A 21602-nucleotide genomic window follows, 5' to 3' on the forward strand; every position below is an offset into this window, starting at 1 on the left:
TTTGGCGCAGGTCAAAAAAACGGGCCGCATCCCAAGGGAGGCGGCCCGGTCAGTCGGGGAGGAAACTGGAAAGAGATCAGAAGTCGATATTGACCGACAACCACAGGCGCCGGGGCTCCTGATTGTTAGCGTAGAGGTTGGTATAGCTGATCGCGCCCGTACGGGTGTTGCTGACGTAGGGGCGGTAGGACACGAAGTCCTTGTCGAACAGATTGTAGATGGTGGCGTTGAAGGCCACCCGTTCGGTGGCGCGATACGAGCCGCCCAGGTGGAAGACGGAATAGCTGCGATAGTCGCCCCAGGTCGCCTTGGCGGTGCTGGTCGCCGTGTCCGGGTCGCGATAGCGATCGCTGCGGTATTCGCCGCGCGCCCACAGGCTCAGGCGGTCGGTGACGTGCCAGCGCAGCACGCCGTTCACCATGTGCTCGGGCGTGTTGTAGAGCGGCTGTCCGGCCTCGGGGCCGCTCTTCTGCTCGCTGTCGGTGTAGGTGTAGTTGCCGTTGAGCGACCAGGCGTCGTTGATCGACCAGTGGAAGGCGGCTTCCAGGCCCTGGGTGACGGCTTCATCAACATTGATGGCCTGGCCGAACAGGTCGAGGTCGGGCCAGTAACCGTAGTCGACGCAGCCGGGGCGGTTGGTCTGGGTCTCGTCGCGCACGACCGGCGGGCCGTTGTCGATGATCGGGGCGAAGGTGCAGTTCAGCAGGCCGGGGCCGCTGGTGATCTTGTCCGAGAACTCATTGCGGAACATCACGGCGTTGGCGCGGAAGTTGTCGCGGTTGTCGTAGAAGATGGCGAACTCGGTTGAGGTCGAGGTCTCCGGCTTCAGCGTCGGAGTGCCGATGGTCGGACGGGTGCCCTGGGCCGTGAAGCCGGTGATGCCGGGGGCGATCTGATCTAGGCGCGGGGTTTTGAAGCCCTGGCTGACGCCGCCCTTCAGGGTCCAGTTCTCGGTCGCGTTCCACACCAGATAGGCGCGCGGGCTGATATGGTCGCCGAAGACGTTGTGGTCGTCGTAACGGACCCCGAGGGTCAGGGCCAGGGCGTCGGTGAAGCGCCACTCATCCTCGGCGAACAGCGCCCACTGTTGGTGGGTGTAAGGCGCGGGGGCCACGCCGTCGACCATCTCTGCGTCCCAGTATTGGCCGCCGATAGTGAAGGTGTGGTTGCGCCACTGCGAGAACAGCTTGGTGTCGAAGATGGTGTTGGTCGCCTCCAGGGTGCGGGCCTGGCCGGCCTTGCGGTCGGTGCCGGGCACGTCGTCGGGCAGGATGCGGCCCAAGGTCTCGCGCGTGGAGTGCGACAAGGTGGACTGCAGCTCGCCGAAGGGCAGGCGCCAGTTGTGCGCCAGGACGTATTCGTCCTGGTTGAACTCCTGATCGGGGCCGTAGCCGCGCACGCCCAGGGTGCCCAGCTGGGCGGTCGAGTTGTCGTACCACTGACGCTGCAGATCGACGTCGAAGTAGAAGTCGTGGTCGGCGTGGGGTGTGAAGTTCAGGCGGCCGCCGACGGACCAGAGCTCGTTTTCAACCGGGCTGGGACCGCGCTGGCTGATGATGACCGCGCCGCCGTCGTCCTTCTCATAGGTCAGGCTGGAGGCTTCGCGCTGCGAATAGCGGCCGCGCAGGGCCAGGCCCAGAAGATCCTTCACCAGCGGACCTTGAGCATAGGCGTTGGCGCCGTAGATGTTTCCGAACTGATTGTCGCTCTGGAAGGTGCCGTCGGCGCTGAACGAGCCGCTCCATTCGGTCCCGACCTTGCGGGTGATGATGTTGACGACGCCGCCCATCGCGTCCGAGCCGTAGAGGGTCGAGACGGGGCCGCGCACCACTTCGATCCGGTCGATCGCCGACATCGGCGGGATGAAGCTGGTCGAGGTTTCGCCGAAGCCGTTGGGCGTGATGTTGCCTGCGGGGTTCTGGCGGCGGCCGTCCACCAGAACCAGGGTGTAGTCGCTGGGCATCCCACGAATAGAAATGTTCAGGCCGCCGGTCTTGCCCGCCGCAGCGCCGACGTCGACGCCTTCGACCGTGGCCAGAACTTCCGCCAAGCTCTGATACCGGGTTTCCCTCAACTCCTCTCGCGATAGCACGCTGATGGAGGCCGGCGCCTGCTCGATCTTCTGCTCGAAGCCCGAGGCGGTGACGACCACGTCGGCGACCTTGTGCGTCTGCTCCGTCGTCGCTGCGGCCTCGTCGGCCAAGGCGGGAGCGCCGGCGCCGATGGTCATCAGAGCGGTGGCGGCCAGCAGGGACGAGCGGCGGGACGAGCGGAAGCAGGACATTCGGGGAGGGAGCCTTTAAAAATGAGAACGCCTCTCAACAGCGTTCGCATTCTCAGTGCAATGGGGGTGTGCGAATAGGTCGCAATTGCGCCCCGGTTTCGACACGTCTGGCGCGGGAATGCGGTCGGGCCTAAGAAGCGGTCATGGACCTCATCGACATTCTGATCCTGATCGCCGTGGCCGGCGTCGTCGTCACCCTCGGCTTCGGCCTCTACAACCTGAACAAGGGCGGCGAGGGGGCGAGCGTCCGCTCGAACAAGCTGATGCGCCTGCGCATCATCCTTCAGGCGGTGGCGGTGCTGCTGCTGATGATCGGCATGTGGCTGAAGCGCACCCACGCGGGCTGACGCGCGGCCGACAAGACCGCCAAGAGATAGGGGAGGGCGCGCCATGGTGACGCTAAACAAGATCTACACCCGCACCGGCGACGCCGGGCAGACCCGCCTGGCTTCCGGCGCTCCCGTGTCCAAGACCGATGCGCGGGTCGAGGCCTATGGCGCGGTGGACGAACTGAACGCCGTCATCGGCGTGGCCCGTCTGAACAGCGGCCAGAACGACCGCATCGACGCCATGCTGGGCCGCATCCAGAACGAGCTGTTCGATCTCGGCGCCGATCTGGCCACGCCGATGGAGCCGGCGCCCAAGTGGGAGGCCCTGCGCATCATCGCCTCCCAGGTCGAGCGGCTGGAATCCGAGATCGACTGGATGAACGAGAGCCTCAAGCCGCTGGACAGCTTTATCCTGTCGGGCGGTTCGCCGTTGTCGGCGCATCTGCACCTGGCGCGCACCGTGTGCCGCCGGGCCGAGCGCGAGGCCGTGCGCCTGGTCGAATCGGGCGAAGTCGTGAACCCGGAGGTGGTGCGTTACCTCAACCGCCTGTCGGACCTGCTGTTCGTCGCCGCCCGCCGCGCCAACGCCAACGGCGCGGGCGATGTCCTGTGGCGGCCGGGCGCGACGCGCTGAAGCGCAGCGCCTACTGCGATCGCAGGGCGTTCACCCGCTCGCGCTCGGCCTTGGTGGCGGCGACGCGGGCGCGTTTCTCGGCGTTGACCTGATCTTCCAGGCTCAGCAGTTCCTGATTGGCCTTGTTCGACGCCTCGGCCCGCGTCGTCCCGGCCGGGCGGCCGGTGATGTCGGGGATGTAGAGGGGCTGCGCACAGATGCGCGTCTCCATGTCGTACCAATAGCCCTTGGCCGTGCAGCGATCGCCCGGATCGACCCAGAAACGCTGCAGGATGAACACCCCGGCCAGCGTCACCGCGAACAGGCTGAAGAAAATGAAGCTGAGGCGCCGGATCGTCAGGAAGCGTTTCATGCCAGTCTCAATAGATCAAAAATGCGTCCGCGACACGACCGCAGTTCACGTAGCGTTACGTTGACAGGCTCGTTTCGTCGGTCCAATCCCTCGACCGACATTTCGATGACCAAGTGGATAGGCTCATGAAGGTACTCGTCCCGGTGAAACGGGTGATCGACAGCAACGTCAAGGCCCGCGTGAAGGCGGACCAGACCGGCGTCGACCTAGCCAACGTCAAGATGAGCATGAACCCCTTCGACGAAATCGCCGTCGAAGAGGCCGTGCGTCTGAAGGAAGGCAAGGAACACCACGCCGCAGGCACGGCGACGGAAATCGTCGTCGTCTCCATCGGCGTGACCCAGGCGCAGGAAACCATCCGCACGGCCCTGGCCATGGGCGCCGATCGCGGCGTCCTGGTGCAGTCGGACACGGACCTGGAGCCGCTGGCCGTCGCCAAGGTGCTGAAGGCCGTGGTGGACGAAGAGAAGCCGGACCTGGTGCTGCTGGGCAAGCAGTCGATCGACGGCGACAACAACGCCGTGGGCCAGATGCTGGCCGCCCTGCTGGACTGGCCGCAGGCCACCTTCGCCGGCAAGCTGGCGATCGACGGCGGCAAGGCTGTCGTCACCCGTGAAGTCGACGGCGGCCTGCAGACGGTCTCGGCTGAACTGCCGGCCGTGGTGTCGGTCGACCTGCGCCTGAACACGCCGCGCTACGCCTCGCTGCCGAACATCATGAAGGCCAAGAAGAAGGAGATCGCCGTGAAGGCGGTCGCCGACTACGGCGTCGACACGGCTGATCGCCTCAAGGTGCTGAAGGTGACGGAGCCGCCGAAGCGTTCGGCGGGCGTCAAGGTCGCCGATGCGGCCGAACTGGTTTCCAAGCTCAAAGACGCAGGGGTTCTGTAATGGCCGTTCTCGTCATCGCCGACCACGACGGTTCGGTTGTTCGCGACACCACCAACAAGACCGTGACGGCCGCCCTGGCGCTGTCGTCGGACGTGGATGTTCTGGTGCTGGGCAAGGGCGCGCAAGGCGTGGCTGACGCTGCGGCCAAGATCGCGGGCGTGCGCAAGGTCCTGCTGGCCGAGGGCGACGCCGTCGCCCATGGCCTGGCCGAGGCCGTCGAAGCCACCGTCCTGCCGCTGGCCGGGAACTACGACGCCATCCTGACCCCGGCCAACACCGACGGTAAGAACTTCGCCCCGCGTATCGCCGCCAAGCTGGACACGGCGCCGATCTCGGACATCGTCGAAGTCGTCTCGGCCGACACCTTCGTACGCCCGATCTATGCGGGCAACGCGCTGGAGACGGTCCAGTCGGCCGACGCCAAGAAGGTGATCACCGTGCGCCCGACGGCCTTCGCCGCCGCCGCTGAAGGCGGTTCGGCTTCGGTCGAGAGCGTCGCCGCCGGCGAAGCGCCCAAGACCGCCTTCGTCTCCGAGGAAATGGTCAAGTCGGACCGCCCCGAACTGGGCGCCGCCAAGATCGTCGTTTCGGGCGGCCGCGCCCTGGGCTCGGCCGAAGAGTTCCACGCCGTCATGGACCCCCTGGCCGACAAGCTGGGCGCCGCCGTCGGCGCCTCGCGCGCGGCGGTCGACGCGGGCTACGCCCCCAACGACTACCAGGTCGGCCAGACCGGCAAGGTCGTGGCCCCGGCCCTCTACATCGCCATCGGCATCTCGGGCGCCATCCAGCACCTGGCCGGGATGAAGGATTCCAAGGTGATCGTCGCGATCAACAAGGACCCCGACGCCCCGATCTTCCAGGTCGCCGATTATGGCCTGGTCGCGGACTACAAGACCGCCGTGCCGGAGCTGATGGCCGCCCTGGGCTAAGGGCGCCGCAGGCTGAGTTGAAGCGCGCCGGGCGAGAGATCGTCCGGCGCGTTTCTTTTTGGCGCGCCTTACCTTTCGTCATCCTCCGGCGAGCGGAGCGAGACCGGGGGACCCAGCAGCGCCAAAGGCGATCTTTACTGCAGGCGTGGCGCGTGAAGTTTCGCCCTCCGGGCGCCGCTGGGTTCCCCGGTCTGCGCCGCTGTGCGGCTTGCCGGAGAATGACGAAAATTTGGACCTTTCCTCTCCTTGGGCCAAACACGCCGCCATGACCGCCCGCCTCGCCATCAAGCTGACCCCGCGCGCCTCCGCCGACCGCATCGACGGCTGGGACGTCGACCCGGACGGCCGCCCGGTGCTCAAGGTCCGCGTCCGCGCCCAGCCGGTGGAGGGCGAGGCCAACGCCGCCCTGACCGCTTTCCTCGCCAAGGCTCTGGGCGTGCCCAAGCGCGACGTGACCCTGGCGCGCGGCGGACAGTCGCGGCTGAAGATGATCGAGGTCGAGGGGTTGGACGACGCCGAAGTCCGCGCGCGTCTGGCAGACGCCTGAGCCTGCGTCTGACTTTGCCGCGAGCGGCGGCTTTTAGAGCTTTACCCTGACGGAAACTGGCGATTGTATACGCGCCATTGTCTGCCCGCAGTTCGCGGGCGCGAGGGGGCTCGCCCATGTTGTTCAGTCGCCTGCGGGGTCCAAGCCTCGCCGTTCTCACCTGCGCGCTCGGCGCGCTCAGCCTGTCGGCCTGCGCCACGACCGGCGACGCCGCGCCCAAGACCGAGACGGCCTCCGCCGCGTCGTCCTCCAAGGACCGCACGATGGCGCCGGGGCTGGACGGCTGGGCCAACACTGACCCCTATCCCTCGACCTATCGCGGCCTGCCGCGCCAGAACATGGCCATCGTCGGCGCGACGGTGCTGACCGGCGCGGGGCAGAAGATCGAGGGCGGCGTCGTCGTCGTCACCGACGGCCGCATCGCCGCCGTCGGCGGAGCGGACACCCCGGTTCCGGCGGGCCATCAGGTAGTGGATGCGCGCGGCCGCTTCGTCACGCCGGGCATCATCGACATTCACAGCCACCTGGGCGTCTATCCCTCGCCCGGCGTCATGGGCATGAGCGACGGCAACGAAGCCACCAACCCGAACACCGCCCAGGTCTGGTCCGAGCACTCGATCTGGCCGCAGGATCCCGGCTTCAACACCGCCCGCGCGGGCGGGGTGACGACGGTGCAGATCCTGCCCGGCTCGGCCAATCTGTTCGGCGGTCGCGGCGTGACCCTGCGCAACGTCCCCTCCGTGACGATGCAGGGGATGAAGTTCCCCAACGCCCCCTACGGCCTGAAGATGGCCTGCGGCGAGAACCCGTCGCGCGTTTACGGCTCGCGCAACACCTCGCCGGCCACCGGCATGGGCAATGTCGCGGGCTATCGCGCCGGCTTCATCGCCGCGCGCGACTACAAGGCCAAATGGGACAAGTGGCGCGAGGACGGCCAGGGGACGCCCCCGACCCGCAACCTGCAGCTTGAGACCCTGGCGGGTGTTCTGGACGGCTCGATCCTGATCCAGAACCACTGCTACCGCGCCGATGAAATGGCGGTGATGCTCGATGTGGCCAAGGAGTTCGGCTACAAGATCACCACCTTCCACCACGCGGTCGAGGCCTACAAGATCGCGCCGCTGCTGGCCCGTGAAGGCGTCTGCGCCGCCATGTGGACCGGCTGGTGGGGCTTCAAGATGGAGGCCCTGGACGGCATCGAGGAGAACGCCGCCCTGACCGACGCGCCCGAAGGCTCGTGCGCCGTCATCCACTCGGACGACGCCGAACTGATCCAGCGCCTGAACCAGGAAGCCGCCGCCGCCCTGTCGGCCGGTCGCCGCGCGGGGATGAACATCGCCGAAGAGCACGCCATCAGCTGGATCACGCTGAACGCCGCCAAGTCCATGGGCATCGACAAGGAAACCGGCTCGCTGGAGAACGGCAAGCGCGCCGACGTGGTGATCTGGAGCGCCGATCCCTTCTCGATCTACGCCCGCGCCGATCAGGTCTTCATCGACGGCGGCCTGGCCTTCGATCGTCAGAATCCCGCCTTCCAGCCCGTGTCCGATTTCGAACTGGGCCAGCCCGGCTTCGGTCAGGCCGCCGCCGGCGTCGCCCAGGGAGCTCGCTGAACCATGCGTATCAAAACTCTGCTTGCGGGCGCTGTCGCGGCCTTCGCCCTGACCGGCCCCGCCCTGGCCCAGGACGTCGCCATCACCGGCGGCCAGGTGCTGACCGGAACCTCGGTGATCGAGAACGGCACGGTGGTCATCCGTAACGGCACGGTTGTTTCGGTCGGAACCGGCGCGGCGCCGGCCGGGCTGCGGGTCATCGACGCGCGCGGCAAAATCGTCACCCCCGGCTTCGTCGCGGTTGATTCCGGGCTCGGCGGTTCGGAAGTCGGCTCTGTGCGCGGCTCCAATGATCTGTCGAACAACGCCAACACCCTGACGGCCGCCTTCGACCTGTCCTACGGTCTGGACCCGTGGTCCTTCACCCTGCCGACGGCCCGTCTGGGCGGCGTCACCCGCGCGGTGGTCACGCCTCAGCACGCGGGCTCGGGCGGCGGTCACAGTCATGACGATTCCGACTTCGCTGGGGCCGGTCACGGCGGCTTCCAGTCGCCGGGCCTGTTCGCCGGTCAGGCGGCGGTCATCAAGCTGGGCGGCGCCGACATCCTGGTGAAGCCGCGCGTGGCCATGGTCGCCCCGTTCGGCGAAGCCGGGAAGGGCGTGGCGGGCGGCGCGCGCGGCGCCGAGTTCGTCCTATTCAAGGAGACCATGGCCGAGACGCGCCTCTATGCGCGCAACAAGGCCGCCTATGACCGGGCGGCGCTGCGCGACCTGTCCCTGTCGCGCGCCGACCTGGAGGCCTTGATCCCGGTGGCCAATGGTTCGATGCCGCTGATCGTCACGGTCAACCGCGCCTCGGACATCCAGCAGGTGCTGCGTCTGGCGCGCGAAGAAGGGGTGAAGGTCATCCTGGACGGCGCCGCCGAAGGCTGGCTGGTGGCCAATGAGATCGCGGCGGCGAACGTGCCTGTGCTGCTGCATCCCCTGACCAACCTGCCGGGCAATTTCGAAAGCCGGGCGGCGCGGATGCAGAATGCGGCGGCGCTGAACGCGGCCGGGGTGGTCATCGCCATCAAGGGCAATGAAGGCTCGACCCACCGCGCCCGCGATATCCGCTACAACGCGGGCAACGCGGTCTCGCACGGCCTGCCGTTCGCGGCGGCCATTCAGGCGATCACGGTCAACCCGGCCCGCATTTTCGGCTTCGACGGCCAGTTCGGCGAGCTGAAGGCCGGGGCTGCGGGCGACGTCGTGGTCTGGTCCGGCGATCCGCTGGAGCCGCTGAGCCAGCCCTCGGCCGTGTTGATCGACGGGGTGGAGCAGCCGCTGCAGGCGCGCAACCTGCTGCTGCGCGACCGCTATCGCACCGGCGGTGAAGGGGCCATGCCGCCTGCTTACGGCAACTGAGGCTTCAAGCCTGAAGACGGAAGGGCGCTGCGGGAGACCGCGGCGCCCTTTTTCGTGTTCCTGATCTCCGCAGGCTAACCACCGCTGGCTGGCCTACTGCGCCGTCAGTCCGCCGTCGATCTTGAACTCGGCGCCGGTCACGAACTTGGACTCGTCCGAGGCCAGATACAGCACGCACCAGGCCACGTCGTCCGGCTCGCCGATGCGCTTCAGCGGAATGCCGCGCGCCAGCTTTTCGTGGGCGTTCGCCTCGTCACCGCCCGCCATGGCGATGAAGGGATCAAGGATCGGCGTCTTGATGAAGACCGGGTGCACCGAGTTGGCGCGCACGTTCCAGCCCGCCTTGGCGCACTCCAGCGCGACCGTCTTGGTGTAGAGCCAGACCGCCGCCTTGGTGGCGTTATAGACGCCCATGCCCGGCGCGGCCGCCAGTCCGGCGATGGAGGAGATGTTGATGATCGACCCCGCGCCCGAGGCCCGCAGCGGCGCCATGGCGTGCTTGCAGCCCAGCATGACGGATTCCAGATTGACCGCTTGAACCTTGCGCCAGTTCTCCAGGGTGTCCTGCTCGGCCCACAGCAGACTGCCGCCGATTCCGGCGTTGTTCACCAGGATGCTGAGCCCGCCCATGTCCTGAACCGCCGCGCCGACGACGCGGACCCAGTCGTCTTCGCGCGTGACGTCATGCTCATAGGCGAAGGCCATGCCGGGATGCTCGGCGTTGATCGTCTCGGCCAGCGCCCGCGCGCCGTTCAGGTCCAGGTCGCTGAGCGCCACCTTGGCGCCTTCGCGAACCAGCATCCGCGCCATCGCCTGACCCAGGCCCCCGGCGGCGCCGGTGATCAGGGCCGCCTTGCCCGCGACGCGGCCCATTACTCGACCAGCCCCTTGACCGCCTCGTCGATGAAGCGGGCCATCGCCACGTCGCGTTCCGTCACGCCGTCGGCGTCGTGAGTGGTGAGCAGCACCTCGACGCGGTTGTAGACGTTGGACCACTCAGGATGGTGGTCGACCTTGTCCGCCAGCAGGGCGACGCGGGTCATGAAGCCGAAGGCGGCGTTGAAATCGGCGAAGCGCAGGGTCCGCGTGATGGCCGGGCGCGAATCGTCGGCGCGGCGCCAGTCGGGCAGGCCCGCCAGAACTTCGGTCACGTCGAGGGCGGCGGTCATGGGCGTCTCCTTGGATTTTGTTCAGGCGTATCGCGCGCTCTGTGACGGGACAAGCCGCAAGCCTGCGTCAGATGCGACGCTTCCCCGGATGACGGCGGCGACGGGAGGCGTTACACCCCATCCATGACCCAGGCCGATCCCTCCTCCAACGCTTCCGGCAAGACATCCTCCTTCGGCTTCCGCGATGTGGACGCCAAGGAAAAGGTGCAGATGGTGCGCGGCGTGTTCGATTCCGTCGCGTCCAACTACGACCTGATGAACGACCTGATGAGCGCGGGCGTGCACCGCATCTGGAAGGACGCGACGGCGGCCAAGCTGAACGTCCGTCCGGGCGAGGTGGTGCTGGACATGGCCGGGGGCACCGGCGACATGGCTCGCCGCTATTCCAAGATGGCCCGCGCGGCCCAGGAACGGCGCGGCGGCGAGGACGCCACCGTCATCGTCATGGACTACAACGCCGAGATGATCCTGAACGGCGTGGCCAAGGGCGGCGAGCCGGAGATGGCCTGGGGCGTCGGCGACGCCATGAACCTGCCGTTCCCCGACGCCTGCCTGGACGCCTATTCGATCAGCTTCGGCATCCGCAACGTGTCGGACGTCGCGGGCGCCCTGCGTGAGGCGCGCCGCGCGCTGAAGCCGGGCGGCCGCTTCATCTGCCTGGAGTTCTCGCGCCCGACGACCGGCGCCCTGCGCAAGGCCTATGACGCTTGGTCCTTCCACGCCATTCCGCGCATCGGCCAACTGGTCGCCAAGGACCGCGATTCCTACCAGTATCTGGTCGAGAGCATCCGACGCTTCCCTGATCAGCAGACCTTCAAGCGGATGATCGAGGAGGCGGGCTTCAGCCGCGTCACCGTCACCAATCTGTCGGGCGGGATCGCCGCCATCCACCATGGGTGGGCGATCTGAGCCGGCTGACCTTCAACGCCCCGCCGCCGACGCCGCAGGCCCAGCCGGTGCGCCATCCGGTCGGCGCGGCCCTGCGCATGGTGCGCTGGGGCTGGGTTCTGGCGCGCCACGACGCCCTGATCCCGCGTGAGGCCAATCCCCTGCTGCCCGCCTGGGGTCGCCCGTTCGCACGCCTGATCCAGCTGTTCGCCAGCCGCAAGCACCGCGCCGGACGACCCGGCCAGCGTGTCGGTCAGGCGTTCGAGCATCTGGGGCCGGTCGCCATCAAGCTGGGCCAGGTGCTGGCCACCCGCGCCGACATCTTCGGCCTGCAGTTCGCCCAGGATCTGGGGCGTCTGAAGGACAAGCTGCCGCCTTTCCCGCTGGAAGAGGCCAAGCGCGAGATCGAACGGTCGCTGGGCCGTCCGGCCGAGAGCCTGTTCATCGACCTGGTGGAGCCCATGGGCGCCGCTTCGCTCGCGCAGGCGCATCCCGCCTGGCTGGCCGACGGGCGCAAGGTGGCGGTCAAGGTGCTGCGCCCCGGCGTCGAGCGCCGCGTGGCCCAGGGGCTGGACGCCATGCGTCTGGGGGCCAAGCTGGTCGACCGCTTCGTCGAACCCGCCCGTCGGCTGGAGCCGCGCGCCTTCGTCGAGATCATCGCCCAGTCGCTGCAGCTTGAGCTGGATATGCGGCTTGAGGCGGCGGCCGCGTCCGAACTGGCCGAGGTCATGGCCAAGGACGGCTATATGTCGGCCCCCGCCGTGGTCTGGGACGGAGTGGGCAAGCGGGTGCTGACGCTGGAATGGGCGCCCGGACTGCCGATGACGGACCCGGCCCTGGTCGAACTGCCGGGCCTCGACAAGGACGCCCTGGCCGACAAGGTGGTGCGCGCCTTCCTGGTCCAGGCGCTGGACCACGGCGTCTTCCACGCCGACCTGCACGAAGGCAATCTGTTCGCCGACGCGCCCGCCCAACTGACGGCCATCGACTTCGGCATTGTCGGCCGGCTGGGCCCGGCCGAGCGGCGCTACCTGGCCGAGATCCTGTGGGGCTTCATCAGCCGCGACTACGACCGCATCAGCCGCGTCCATTTCGAGGCGGGTTATGTGCCGCCGCATCACTCGGTGGACACCTTCGCCCAGGCCCTGCGCGCGGTTGGCGAGCCGGTGATCGGCCGCCAGGCCAGCCAGGTGTCGATGGGCCGTCTGCTGGGCCAGTTGTTCGAGATCACCGCCCTGTTCGACATGCACATGCGGCCTGAACTGGTGCTGCTGCAGAAGACCATGGTCTCGGTCGAGGGGGTGGCGCGCCGCCTGAACCCCGATCACGATCTGTGGGAGGCCGCCAAGCCGGTGGTCGAGCGCTGGATCAAGCGCGAGCTGGGACCGCAGGCCCAGATCAAGGAAACCGTCGAGGAGGCGATGGCCGCCCTCAAGGCCCTGTCGCGCCTGGTGCAGAACCCGCCGCAATCTCAGACGTTGGTGATCGAGAAGGCCGGAACGCGGCCCTGGGTGGTCGCCGCCGTCACCGTCGCAGTCTGCGCGTCGACGGCCGCCTTGGTGCTGACGCTTTGGCCGATGATCGTCGCCTGACGTTTCTTCGGAGCCTGAGTTTCATGAAGACCTCTTCCTTCGCCGTCGTCCTGTCGGGCGCTCTCCTGCTGGCCGTCCCGGCGCTGGCCCAGACCACCGCTCCGAGCCGGGCGCCGACCCAGGGCGCGGCTGCGGCGACGCTGCCCGACGCCTTCGAGGGGGATGCGCCCGCCGCTTCGGCGCCGCCCGCCTCGCCGTCGATCGCCGGCCCCGCCGCCCAGGCGCCCGACATCGCCCGCTCTGAAGAGGCCCTGCGCCGGGTCATCGCCGCCTTCCAGACCAATCAGATCGACTATGCGGTGTTCAGCACCGATATGGCCGAGCAGATCCGCGCCCAATCCGGCGCTGTGGCGCCCCTGATCCAGCAGTTTGGTCCGTTGAAGACGATCGAACATCGCGGCCAGCAGAGCGGCGCCGACATGTTCCGCGTGGTGTTCGAGAAGCAGGCCACTGACTGGGTCATCGCCTTCGACGACCAGGACCAGATCGCGGCCCTGCTGTTCCGTCCGGCGCAGGACTGATCAGTCCAGCGACGGCTTTCCACGCCCGCTCTTGATCGAAGATCGGCTGGACTTGGCCTGCAGCCGCCGTTCCTTCGATGCGCGCGTCGGCCGAGTCGGCACGCGATAGACCGGCTTGATCGAGGCCTCGGCGACCATGGTCTCCAGCCGTTCGATGGCGTCGGCCCGGTTGCGCTCCTGCGTGCGGAAGCGCACGGCGCTGATGACGATCACCCCGTCCAGCGTCAGGCGGCTGCCCGCCAGCTTCATCAGCCGCGCCTTCACCGGCTCGGTCAGGCTGGGCGAGTTCCTGACGTCGAACCGCATCTGCACGGCGGTCGAGACCTTGTTGACGTTCTGGCCGCCGGGGCCGCCGGCGCGGAAGAAGCGGAACTCCAGCTCGTCCTCGGGGATGCGGCTCATGACGCCTCCCGGCGCGCCCGCACGACGGCGGCGTCCAGCGCCTGCAGGAAGCAAGAGCGGTCGGCGGCCGAGAATGGCGGCGGCCCGCTGGTCGGCACGCCCATGGAGCGCAGGTGCTCGCCGATCATCCGCCCGGCCAGGGCCGACCCGATGGAGTCCGTCGTGAAAGGCTGGCCGTTCGACTTCAGCGCCTGGGCGCCCGATTTCAGACAGCGATCGGCCAGCGGAATGTCGGCGGTTATGACGATGTCGCCGCGCTGGGCGCGCTCGGCGATCCAGTCGTCGGCCACGTCCGGCCCAGCGTCGACGACGACCTGTTCGATCAGCGGCTCGCGCGGCGTGTTGATCCAGGCGTTGGACACCACGAAGACCTTCAGGCTGCAGCGGCGCGCCACGCGATAGACCTCCTCCTTCACGGGGCAGGCGTCGGCGTCGATGTAGAGGGTTGTGGCCATGACAGGCTTATGGCGCCTTTTCCTCCCCATTTCATGGGGAGGGGGACCACGAAGTGGTGGAGGGGCCAGCACGACCGGCAGCCCCTCCGACACGTCGCCTTGCGGCGCCGCGCCACCTCCCCACAAAGTGGGGAGGAGAAGCGCGTTCCGTCTTACGCCACGCCGTCGCGGATGCGCTTCAGATCCGGCGCCAGGGCTTCGTCCGTCAGCATGGCGATGGCTTCCTCGACCGTGACGATGGTCTGGGCCTGAGAGCCGAAGCGGCGGATGGCGACCTTGCCTTCCTCGGCCTCCTTGCGGCCGACCACGGCGATGGCGGGCACCTTGGCGACCGAGTGTTCGCGGATCTTGTAGTTGATCTTCTCGTTGCGCAGGTCGATCTCGGTCCGCAGGCCCGCCGCCCGGAACTTGGCCAGAACCTCTTCGGCGTAACCGTCGGCGTCCGAGGTGATGGTCGCCACCACGGCCTGCGTCGGCGCCAGCCACAGCGGGAAGGCCCCGGCGTAGTTCTCGATCATGATGCCGATGAAGCGCTCGAACGAGCCCAGGATCGCGCGGTGCAGCATGACCGGGCGGTGCTTCTGGCCGTCCTCGGCGATGTAGGTCGCATCCAGACGTTCGGGCAGCACATAGTCCAGCTGGATCGTGCCGCAGGTCCATTCGCGGCCGATGGCGTCCTTGACGATGAAGTCCAGCTTGGGCGCGTAGAAGGCGCCGTCGCCCTCGGTGACGACCGGCTCGGTTCCGGCGGCGCGGGCGGCCTCCAGCATCTGGGCCTCGGCCTTGTCCCAGAATTCCTCGGTGCCGGCGCGCAGCTCGGGGCGGGTGCCCAGGCTGATGTATTTGGTCTCCATGCCCAGGTCGGCGTGGACCGAATAGGCCAGCTTGATGAACTCGGCCGTCTCCTCGACGATCTGGTCCTCGCGGCAGAAGATGTGGGCGTCGTCCTGGGTGAAGCCGCGCACCCGCATCAGGCCGTGCAGCGAGCCCGACGGCTCATAGCGGTGACAGGCGCCGAACTCGGCCATGCGCAGCGGCAGTTCGCGATAGGACCGCTGGCCCTGATCGAAGATCTGGACGTGGCCGGGGCAGTTCATCGGCTTGAGGCTGAGCGTCTCGCCCTCGACCGTTTCGCAGACGAACATATTGGGGCGATACTTGTCCCAGTGGCCGCTCTGTTCCCAGAATTTGCGGTCCAGCACCTGGGGCGTCTTGACCTCGACATAGCCGGCGGCGTCCAGACGGCGGCGCATATAGGCCTCCAGCACGCGCCACAGCACCCAGCCCTTGGGGTGCCAGAAGACCATGCCCCGGCCCTCTTCCTGCATGTGGAAGAGCTCCATGGCGCGGCCCAGCTTGCGGTGGTCGCGCTTTTCGGCCTCCTCGATGCGCAGCAGATAGGCGTCCAGGTCTTCCTTGCTCGCCCAGGCGGTGCCGTAGATGCGCTGAAGCTGGGCGCGGTTGGAATCGCCGCGCCAATAGGCGCCCGCCAGCTTGGTCAGCTTGAAGGCCTTGCCCACGAATTTGGTCGTCGGGAAGTGCGGCCCCCGGCACAGGTCGGCCCATTCGCCCTGCTTGTAGACGGTGATCGTCTCGCTCTCGGGCAGGTCGCGGATCAGTTCGGCCTTATAGTCCTCGCCGATCTTTTCGAAGTGGGCGATGGCCTCGTCGCGGTTCCAGACCTGACGCTCCAGCGGGGCGCCCCGGTCGATGATCTCGGCCATCTTCTTCTCGATCTTCGGGAAGTCGTCGGTAGAGAAGGGCTCGTCGCGGGCGAAGTCGTAATAGAAGCCGTCCTCGATGGCCGGGCCGATCGTGACCTGGGTGCCGGGGAACAGTTCCTGCACCGCCTGGGCCAGCACGTGGGCGGCGTCGTGACGGATGGTCTCCAGCGCCTCGGGATCGTCGCGCATCAGCAGGCGGAAGTCGCCGTTCCCGTCGATGACGCGGTCCAGGTCGCGCTGCTCGCCGTTCCAGACGACCAGGGCCGCCTTCTTGGCCAGCGAGGGCGAGATGGCGGCGGCCACGTCGCGGCCCGTCGAGCCGGCCGGATACTGACGCACGGCGCCGTCGGGAAATTTCAGTTCGATCATGACGGTCGTTCTTTTTCAGACTTGGCGGGCGGAACGGGATCATAACCCGAACCGCCGAAGGGATGGCATTTACAGAGGCGCCGCACGGTGAGCCATCCCCCCCGTACCGGACCGTGCCGGATCAGGGCGTCGCGCCCGTAATCCGAACAGGTCGGCATGAACCGGCACTGCTGGCCGATCAGGGGAGACAGCGTCAGCTTATAGCCCCGATGGGCCGCGCGGACGCTGCGTTCGTAGAGAGACATCTGTCCCTTCGCCGGGGGCTCTGTTTCGGGTTCGTCGCGCTTATCCCTCTTCACAGCAGGGGGATCAACCGACGCGCCGTTCAGGCCGCGCCGGCGAGGCGAGTTCGCGTATCGCTGTGGTGTTTCGCCAACGCCTGCTGCACGGCGTCCAGCGTCGCCTCCAGCGCCACCATGGTCGAGGCGTGGCGGGCGGGATAGTCGGCGACCTGCTTCAGCACCCGCAGGCCTTCGAAGCGGCCCTGGGGGCCGTCGCCGCCGGATTTCAGCATGGCCGACATGGCGTCGCGCGCGGCCTCGATCTCCTGCACCGAGGCGCCGAGAATGGCCTCGCCGACCACGCCCGCCGCCGCCTGGCCCAGGGCGCAGGCCTTGACCGTCTGGGCGAAGCCGCTGACGCGGCCGTCGGCGTCTAGCGTCACGTCGACGATGGCCTTCGACCCGCACAGCTTGGCGACCCGCTCGGCCGAGCCTTCGGGCGCAGGCAGGCGCCCGCTGTGCGGCAGGTTGGCCGCCAGCGACAGGATGCGCGCGCTGTAGAGGTCGTCGATCACGGGATGAAGATAGGCCTTCGGGTGCGGAAGGTGAAGAGAGGCGGTGAGATAGCGCGACGCTTCTCCCTCCCCGTCCCGGGGAGGGTGGCTGAGCCTGAAAGGCGAAGCCGGGTGGGGGCGGCAGGGCTATTCAGACGCCGAGGCCGGGATCGCGTCGAGTTCCGTATCACCAGGCCCTCCCCACCCGGTCTCCGCTTCGCTCCGACCACCCACCCCGGGACGGGGAGGGAGAGGCGTTGCGCTTTACCCGCCCTGCAGCAACGACGACCACGTTCGCGCCGTCGGCGACGTCTCGGCGACGGCGGGCATGGGGCTCTGCCCCGGCTGCATCCGCGCGGCCAGCCAGCGCAGGTTCTGGTCCGCCGCCTCGGGCGGCAGGTCGCGGCGCAGGATGGCTTCGGCCTCGGCGGTCTTGCCCTGCAGGCCCAGCGCCAGGGCCAGGTTCTGGCGCACCTGCAACCCGGCGCCCGGCTGGGCGGCGGCGCGGCGCAGCAGGATCTCGGCCGAGGGCGCGTCGCCCTCGCCGATGCGGGCGATGGCGGCGTTGGTCAGGACGTCCGCGTTGTCAGGCGACAGGCGCAGGGCCTCGTTCCAGGCCGCCTTGGCGTCGTCGGGACGGCGCACCTGCTGATAGGCCACGCCCAGCAGCGACAGCGGGCGCCAGTCGCGCGGCGCCGCCGCCTTCGCCTGTTCCAGCGCGGCGATGCCGTAGAAGGCCTGGCCGCGCGCGATGTGGGCGCGCCCGACCTCCAGCATGGCCTCGACATTGGCGGGCTGGACGACCAGCACGCCTTGGGCTGTCTCGGCCGCCTGGTCATACTGTCCCAGTTCGCGCAGGGCCTGGGACAGCTTCACCCCGGCGAGCGGGTCCATCGGATTGAGCTGCTGCTCTTGGGTCCAGAAGACCGAGCGGCTGAGGGCGTCGGCCCGGTCATAGCCCGCGCGCGTCGCGGCGTCGGCGGGGACGCGCGGCGCGGGCGCGGTCTGGCTGAGAGCCGGGGCGGCGAGGGCCATAAGCGTCAGGCTGACGGTTGCGGCGAGGGCGACGTTGCGCGACATGGAAGGGGTCCGTGGCGGTTCAGCCCCTAGGGTCGCGCCGACGGGTCAAGGTTTGGTTAATCGGCGTTAAGCGTCGGAAAGGTCGCCCCATGTCCCATCAGTCCGATCTGCTGATCCCCGCTTCAGCGGCCGCGCGCCCGGTCCGCATCGCCAAGGCGGGCGCGACGTTGGACGGACGCATCGCCGCCTGGGCTGAGGCCAACGGCTTTACCGGCAAGACGGGCCAACTGCTGGTCGTCCCCGGCGCCGACGGCGCGCCGGAGCTGGCCCTGTTCGGCGCGGGCGAGGCCTTCGACCCCATGACCGCGCGCGGACTGCCGACGCGCCTGCCTGCGGGCGACTGGCGACTGGAGGGCGTCGAGGGCGAGGCGGCGCATTCGGCGGCGCTGGCCTTCGCGCTGGGGGGCTATCTGTTTGACCGCTACAAGGCCCGGCCTGAGCGCGGCCGCGCCCGTCTGGCGGCGCCGGAGGGGCTTGATCTGACGGCGACGCTGAACATCGCCGCCGCCTGCGCCCTGACCCGCGAGATGGTCGACACCCCTGCCGCCGACATGGGGCCGCTGCAACTCGAAACCATCGCGCGTGAGATCGCCGAGGGCGCGGGCGCAAGCCTGACCGTCACGACCGGCGACGCCCTGCTGGAGGAGAACTACCCCGCTGTCCACGCCGTCGGCCGCGCGGCCGCCCCGCACCGCGCGCCGCGCGTGCTGGAGATCGGCTGGAATCTGGACAAGGCGGACCTGCCGCTGGTGGCCTTGGTCGGCAAGGGGGTGGTGTTCGACACCGGCGGTCTGGACCTCAAGCCCGCCGCCGGGATGCGCAACATGAAGAAGGACATGGGCGGCGCCGCCCACGCCCTGGCGCTGGGCCGCCTGATCATGCAGGCCGGTCTGCCGGTGCGGCTGGTGGTGCTGGTCGCGGCGGTCGAGAACGCTGTGTCGGCCGACGCCTTCCGGCCGGGCGACATCCTCAACAGCCGCAAGGGCCTGACCATCGAGATCGGCAACACCGACGCCGAAGGCCGCCTGATCCTGGCCGACATCCTGACGCGGGCGGGCGAGCATGAGCCGGACCTGACGCTGGACTTCGCCACCCTGACCGGCGCGGCGCGCATCGCCCTGGGGCCGGAGCTTCCGCCGCTCTACACCGACGACGACGCCCTGGCCGAGGGCGTGCTGAACGCCGGTCGCGCCGTGGGCGACCCTCTGTGGCGGATGCCTCTGTGGGCGGGCTATCGCGCCTCTCTGGACAGCGAGATCGCCGACGTGCGCAACGATTCCGCCGCCTGGGCTCAGGCCGGGTCGGTGACGGCGGCCCTTTTCCTGCAGAAGTTCGCCCCGACGACGGGCAGTTGGGCGCACATGGACGTCTTCGCCTGGAATCCGCGCGCCCGTCCCGGTTGGCCTGAGGGCGGAGAAGCCCAGGCCATCCGCGCCTGCTTCCGCTACCTCAGCGACAAATTCGTCAAATAGCCAAGGCTGTTAACGCCCCCTTCGGGATCGGCGCCTAGGGTGGGCGGCTCGAATTGTCCGAGCTGTCTAGAGACCGCCGCTTGACCGATACCCTGGCCCTGCTGCCGCCTGGCGCGCCCCTGATCCTGCGGGACGGGGATCGCGTGGTGCTGGCCGAGCAGGCGCTGGAAGGTTTGATGCGAGCCGAGGCCTATCGCCGGACCGAGCCCTCTCATTGCCGTCTGCCGGTCGCCGATATCGTTGCGGAAGACGGCGGACGCATCGACCAGCTGCTGTTCGGCGAGGCCTTCGATGTTCTGGAGCGCCGTCAGGATCGCGCCTGGGGCCGCGCCCGACGCGACGGCGTGGTCGGCTGGGTTTCGCTGGAGGCCCTGGCGCCGGGCGCGCCACTGGCGACGCGCCGCGTGGCTTCCGTTTCCGCCGCCCTGCCGCTGAACGCCCTGGTCGGCGACGATGCTCCCGGCCTAGCTGAGTCTGATCTTCAGTCCGTCGGCGCGTTCGAGCGTGATCTGGTCGCCGTGGCCGAGCGCCTGCTGGGCCGTCCGCACGCCCTGGGCGCCCGCTCTTCGCTGGAGACCGACTGTTCGGGTCTGGTGCAGCAGGCTTTGCTGGCCTGCGGCCTGCCCGGTCCGCGCCGTGCGGATGAGCAGGCCCGCCTGGGCCTGGCCGTGACGCGCGCGGACGCCCAGCGCGGCGATCTCGTCGTCTGGCTGTCGCAGGCCGAGGGCGACTGGACCGGCCATTCGGCCCTGATGGTCGACGCCGAAAGCGTCATCCATTCGACCGGCGCGCGCGGCGGCGTGGTGGTCGAGACCCTGGCCGAGGTCGAGGCCCGCCTGACCGCCGACGGCTTCGCCTCTGCGGTTTTCCGCCGTCTCTGAGGCCTGTTTCGCGGCGTTGACGCGGGATCGCTCGTCCGCTCATAACTGAGCGAATGAAGCCAGAGGCGCCTGCCGTAGAGATCATCACCGAATGGCGCGGGGCGTTCGATAACGCTGAGCTCAACGTGCTTCACGCCGAATGCTTCGAGCACCGGCTGTTCGCAGACGACTGGTGGGCGCAGGTCAATCGATACAGCCTGGGCTGGGTCTGTCTGCGACGGGGGGAGCGGTTGATCGGTTTTGTGAACGTCGCCTGGGACGGAGGCGTTCATGCCTTCGTTCTGGACACTATGGTGACGCCGGACCACCAGCGGCAGGGCCTCGCGCGGACCTTGATCGAAGAAGCGGTCGCCCGTTCGCGGGCCACGGGCTGCGAATGGCTGCACGTCGATTTCGACCCGCACCTTCGGCCTTTCTATTTCGATGCCTGCGGGTTCACGCCGACCGACGCCGGATTGATCGTTCTGAAATAGGCCAGAACGAAGAAAGGCGACCCGAAGGCCGCCTTTCCGTCGTCTGTCGTGTCCGTTCGCCCTTAGGTTTGCGGCGCGGGGGCTGCTGCGGCCTCGGCGGCAGGCGCCTCGGCCGGAGCGGCGCCGGCTTCCGGCGCAGCGGCGCCTTCAGCGGCCGGCGCTTCGCCTTCGGCGGCGGCCGGGGCGGCGGCGCCCGGCTGACGGGCGGGGTCCGGCGCCGGGATGGCGAAACCGGCCGAGCCTTGCGAGCGCAGCCAGGCGATCAGGTTGATGCGGGTCTTCTCGTCGCGGATGCCGGCGAAGGACATCTTGGTGCCCGGCACATAGCGGCCCGGCGCGTTGATGAAGTGATCCAGCTCGTCATAGTTCCAGGTCGGAGCCTCGGCCTTGTGCTTGGCCATGGCGTCCGAATAGGCGAAGCCCGCGCGGTGCATGGCGGGGCCGCCGACTACGGCGAACAGGTTCGGGCCGATGCCGTCGGCGCCGCCCGAGTTGACGGTGTGGCAGGCCTGGCAGCGCGCGAAGGCGGCCTCACCGGCGGCCAGGTCGGCGGTTGGCAGGACCGTGCCCCAGTCGATCGGCAGGGCGGCTTCGGCTGCGCCCGCGGCCGCTTCATCCGGCGCGTCGACGAAGTAGCCCATCTTTTCGGGCTGCTTGGTGTGGTAGACCATGCCCGAAACCTGCTGGACCACCAGGATCGCAAAGGCGGTGCCCAGGCACGCGCCCATAATCTTGTTCCACTTCAGATCGCCGCTCATTCCGCGTCGTCGCATCCCGTCTCTAGGTGAGCCCCCCAACCGCGAAGCGGCGTTCAGGCGTATTCTTGCGTGGGCGTCTCTTACACGCTAGCGCGACCTTCGCAACCGGCCCGGACGT

24 protein-coding genes are annotated in these 21602 nt (G+C 68.5%); 13 read left to right on the forward strand and 11 right to left on the reverse strand.

Annotated features, from left to right (window positions below):
* Positions 1 to 76 precede the first annotated feature (76 nt).
* Positions 77 to 2284 carry a TonB-dependent receptor domain-containing protein gene (locus AC3IPP_RS00935; RefSeq protein ID WP_489150000.1) on the reverse strand — a complete coding sequence of 736 codons (2208 nt, stop codon included), beginning with the start codon at positions 2282 to 2284 and terminating at the stop codon, positions 77 to 79.
* A gap of 143 nt (positions 2285 to 2427) precedes the next feature.
* Here AC3IPP_RS00935 and AC3IPP_RS00940 point away from each other — a divergent pair, with 143 nt between their 5' ends.
* Entirely contained in the window at positions 2428 to 2631 is a 204-nt protein-coding gene (locus AC3IPP_RS00940; protein WP_087139562.1) for a twin transmembrane helix small protein, read from the forward strand.
* A gap of 43 nt (positions 2632 to 2674) precedes the next feature.
* A complete protein-coding gene (locus AC3IPP_RS00945; protein ID WP_489150001.1) occupies positions 2675 to 3247 on the forward strand; it encodes a cob(I)yrinic acid a,c-diamide adenosyltransferase in 573 nt (190 codons plus the stop codon).
* A gap of 10 nt (positions 3248 to 3257) precedes the next feature.
* On the opposite strand, the gene AC3IPP_RS00950 is transcribed toward AC3IPP_RS00945, so the two are convergent.
* Positions 3258 to 3599 (reverse strand): hypothetical protein, encoded by a 342-nt coding sequence (locus AC3IPP_RS00950; RefSeq protein ID WP_087139560.1) that lies wholly within the window; start codon positions 3597 to 3599, stop codon positions 3258 to 3260.
* 125 nt (positions 3600 to 3724) lie between these two features.
* On the opposite strand from AC3IPP_RS00950, the gene AC3IPP_RS00955 reads away from it, so the two are divergent.
* The 5 genes from AC3IPP_RS00955 (at position 3725) to AC3IPP_RS00975 (ending at position 8925) form a co-directional block, all read left to right on the forward strand.
* Positions 3725 to 4489 (forward strand): electron transfer flavoprotein subunit beta/FixA family protein, encoded by a 765-nt coding sequence (locus AC3IPP_RS00955; protein WP_489150002.1) that lies wholly within the window; start codon positions 3725 to 3727, stop codon positions 4487 to 4489.
* Positions 4489 to 5418 (forward strand): electron transfer flavoprotein subunit alpha/FixB family protein, encoded by a 930-nt coding sequence (locus AC3IPP_RS00960; protein ID WP_489150003.1) that lies wholly within the window; start codon positions 4489 to 4491, stop codon positions 5416 to 5418. The genes AC3IPP_RS00955 and AC3IPP_RS00960 overlap by 1 nt, the downstream gene beginning before the upstream one ends.
* A 265-nt stretch (positions 5419 to 5683) precedes the next feature.
* Positions 5684 to 5965 (forward strand): DUF167 domain-containing protein, encoded by a 282-nt coding sequence (locus AC3IPP_RS00965; protein WP_489150004.1) that lies wholly within the window; start codon positions 5684 to 5686, stop codon positions 5963 to 5965.
* 116 nt (positions 5966 to 6081) lie between these two features.
* Complete coding sequence (locus AC3IPP_RS00970) at positions 6082 to 7578, forward strand: amidohydrolase (protein WP_489150005.1); 1497 nt, start codon at positions 6082 to 6084, stop codon at positions 7576 to 7578.
* Between the two features lie 3 nt (positions 7579 to 7581).
* Entirely contained in the window at positions 7582 to 8925 is a 1344-nt protein-coding gene (locus AC3IPP_RS00975; RefSeq protein WP_087139555.1) for an amidohydrolase family protein, read from the forward strand.
* Positions 8926 to 9018: 93 nt separating this feature from the next.
* On the opposite strand, the gene AC3IPP_RS00980 is transcribed toward AC3IPP_RS00975, so the two are convergent.
* Positions 9019 to 9798 (reverse strand): SDR family oxidoreductase, encoded by a 780-nt coding sequence (locus tag AC3IPP_RS00980; protein WP_489150006.1) that lies wholly within the window; start codon positions 9796 to 9798, stop codon positions 9019 to 9021.
* Entirely contained in the window at positions 9798 to 10094 is a 297-nt protein-coding gene (locus AC3IPP_RS00985) for a 4a-hydroxytetrahydrobiopterin dehydratase (protein ID WP_489150007.1), read from the reverse strand. The genes AC3IPP_RS00980 and AC3IPP_RS00985 overlap by 1 nt, the downstream gene beginning before the upstream one ends.
* 123 nt (positions 10095 to 10217) lie before the next feature.
* Here AC3IPP_RS00985 and AC3IPP_RS00990 point away from each other — a divergent pair, with 123 nt between their 5' ends.
* Genes AC3IPP_RS00990 through AC3IPP_RS01000 form a run of 3 tightly spaced genes read left to right on the forward strand, consistent with a single transcriptional unit; the run spans position 10218 to position 13095 of the window.
* Positions 10218 to 11003, forward strand: coding sequence for a class I SAM-dependent methyltransferase (locus tag AC3IPP_RS00990; protein ID WP_489150008.1), 786 nt, complete (start codon positions 10218 to 10220; stop codon positions 11001 to 11003).
* Positions 10991 to 12574: a 2-polyprenylphenol 6-hydroxylase gene (gene ubiB, locus AC3IPP_RS00995; protein ID WP_489150009.1), complete on the forward strand. Its 1584-nt coding sequence runs from the start codon at positions 10991 to 10993 to the stop codon at positions 12572 to 12574. Before AC3IPP_RS00990 ends, ubiB begins: the two co-directional genes overlap by 13 nt.
* A gap of 23 nt (positions 12575 to 12597) precedes the next feature.
* Positions 12598 to 13095 carry a hypothetical protein gene (locus AC3IPP_RS01000; protein WP_489150010.1) on the forward strand — a complete coding sequence of 166 codons (498 nt, stop codon included), beginning with the start codon at positions 12598 to 12600 and terminating at the stop codon, positions 13093 to 13095.
* Here the strand turns inward: AC3IPP_RS01000 and arfB are convergent, their stop codons facing one another.
* From arfB to AC3IPP_RS01030, 6 genes are all read right to left on the reverse strand, one after another.
* Positions 13096 to 13497: an alternative ribosome rescue aminoacyl-tRNA hydrolase ArfB gene (gene arfB / locus AC3IPP_RS01005; RefSeq protein ID WP_087140333.1), complete on the reverse strand. Its 402-nt coding sequence runs from the start codon at positions 13495 to 13497 to the stop codon at positions 13096 to 13098.
* A complete protein-coding gene (locus tag AC3IPP_RS01010) occupies positions 13494 to 13952 on the reverse strand; it encodes a YaiI/YqxD family protein (protein ID WP_489150011.1) in 459 nt (152 codons plus the stop codon). The genes arfB and AC3IPP_RS01010 overlap by 4 nt, the downstream gene beginning before the upstream one ends.
* A 152-nt stretch (positions 13953 to 14104) precedes the next feature.
* A complete protein-coding gene (thrS, locus tag AC3IPP_RS01015; RefSeq protein WP_489150012.1) occupies positions 14105 to 16045 on the reverse strand; it encodes a threonine--tRNA ligase in 1941 nt (646 codons plus the stop codon).
* Positions 16042 to 16290 carry a membrane protein insertion efficiency factor YidD gene (gene yidD, locus AC3IPP_RS01020; RefSeq protein ID WP_087140330.1) on the reverse strand — a complete coding sequence of 83 codons (249 nt, stop codon included), beginning with the start codon at positions 16288 to 16290 and terminating at the stop codon, positions 16042 to 16044. Before yidD ends, thrS begins: the two co-directional genes overlap by 4 nt.
* Before the next feature lie 80 nt (positions 16291 to 16370).
* Positions 16371 to 16841: an iron-sulfur cluster assembly scaffold protein gene (locus AC3IPP_RS01025; RefSeq protein ID WP_489150013.1), complete on the reverse strand. Its 471-nt coding sequence runs from the start codon at positions 16839 to 16841 to the stop codon at positions 16371 to 16373.
* 243 nt (positions 16842 to 17084) lie between these two features.
* Complete coding sequence (locus tag AC3IPP_RS01030; protein WP_489150014.1) at positions 17085 to 17900, reverse strand: tetratricopeptide repeat protein; 816 nt, start codon at positions 17898 to 17900, stop codon at positions 17085 to 17087.
* Between the two features lie 89 nt (positions 17901 to 17989).
* Between AC3IPP_RS01030 and AC3IPP_RS01035 the strand changes: the two genes are divergently transcribed.
* From AC3IPP_RS01035 to AC3IPP_RS01045, 3 genes are all read left to right on the forward strand, one after another.
* Positions 17990 to 19372, forward strand: a complete 1383-nt coding sequence (locus tag AC3IPP_RS01035) for a leucyl aminopeptidase family protein (protein WP_489150015.1) — start codon at positions 17990 to 17992, stop codon at positions 19370 to 19372.
* Between the two features lie 80 nt (positions 19373 to 19452).
* On the forward strand, positions 19453 to 20253 hold the full coding sequence (locus AC3IPP_RS01040; RefSeq protein WP_489150016.1) for a C40 family peptidase: 801 nt from the start codon (positions 19453 to 19455) through the stop codon (positions 20251 to 20253).
* 53 nt (positions 20254 to 20306) lie between these two features.
* A complete protein-coding gene (locus AC3IPP_RS01045; RefSeq protein ID WP_489150017.1) occupies positions 20307 to 20726 on the forward strand; it encodes a GNAT family N-acetyltransferase in 420 nt (139 codons plus the stop codon).
* A 62-nt stretch (positions 20727 to 20788) separates the two neighbouring features.
* Here AC3IPP_RS01045 and AC3IPP_RS01050 read toward each other — a convergent pair whose 3' ends face one another.
* Complete coding sequence (locus AC3IPP_RS01050) at positions 20789 to 21484, reverse strand: c-type cytochrome (RefSeq protein ID WP_489150018.1); 696 nt, start codon at positions 21482 to 21484, stop codon at positions 20789 to 20791.
* Positions 21485 to 21602: the final 118 nt, after the last annotated feature.

Source organism: Brevundimonas sp. KH_060 (assembly GCF_057838275.1).